Raw genomic sequence first — 810 nt, 5'->3', positions numbered from 1 at the left:
TGACTAAGCAAATTCCGAGGTTTTCAACCTAGCCGAAACGATTTAGAAAACCATTCCGTGATGGTCAACTTACGCGATTGAATATGCTTCATTCTTTACCAGGTCACTGTTCGCGCGCGTCGCGGTCCCTCTGACTGCCGACGCACTTCACCACCGCGGAACGGGTGCGATTTACAGGGAGAGTATGGATGACAAACTGGGTCGAGAAACTGCTGGATATCACCGTGATCGGAAACGATCAGTCCATGGTCAAGGGCGCACTGGCCAATCTTGCTGATCGGTTCGATTTTGTGGGCTATGCCTTCGTCAACATTCGTCCGGGGCAGACCTATGCGGTCTCCAACTACGATATCGACTGGCAGAAAATCTATGACACGCTGGACTACCGGTTCATCGATCCGGTCATGCGGCAGGCCCAACTGATAAGGCGCGCTTTCGCCTGGTCCGGCGAAGCCGAAAAGAGCTCGCTCTCAAAAGAGCAGAAAAACTTCTTTTCGAAAGCCGCTGATTTCAACATTCGCTCGGGCGTTTCCATCCCGGTCGCCACTGCCAACGGTGCGATGTCCATGCTGACCTTTGCATCGGCGAAGCCTTCTCTTGCCAGTGATATGGAGATTGATGCAATTATGGCTGCATCAGCGGTCGCTCAACTTCATGCCCGTCTTGAGCACTTGCGGGTCACGCCCTCCATCGAGGAAAAGATCGTCCTGACGCCGAAGCAGGTGAACTACATTCGCTGGCTGTCGCTTGGCAAAACCGTCGAGGTGATCGCTGAACTGGAGCAGGCAAAGTATGCTGGCGTCCGCTCTG

1 protein-coding gene is annotated in these 810 nt (G+C 53.8%); it reads left to right on the top strand.

Annotated elements, in window-relative coordinates; translation table 11 throughout:
- Positions 1-188: 188 nt before the first annotated feature.
- On the top strand, positions 189-810 hold a 622-nt coding region (traR, locus tag RNA01_RS23450), incomplete at its 3' end, for an autoinducer-binding transcriptional regulator TraR (RefSeq protein ID WP_147182466.1).

This window comes from Paenirhizobium naphthalenivorans, from assembly GCF_007992095.1.
In the GTDB taxonomy this organism is placed as follows: Bacteria; Pseudomonadota; Alphaproteobacteria; order Rhizobiales; family Rhizobiaceae; genus Allorhizobium; species Allorhizobium naphthalenivorans.
This window is presented reverse-complemented; position numbering and strand designations above follow the sequence as displayed.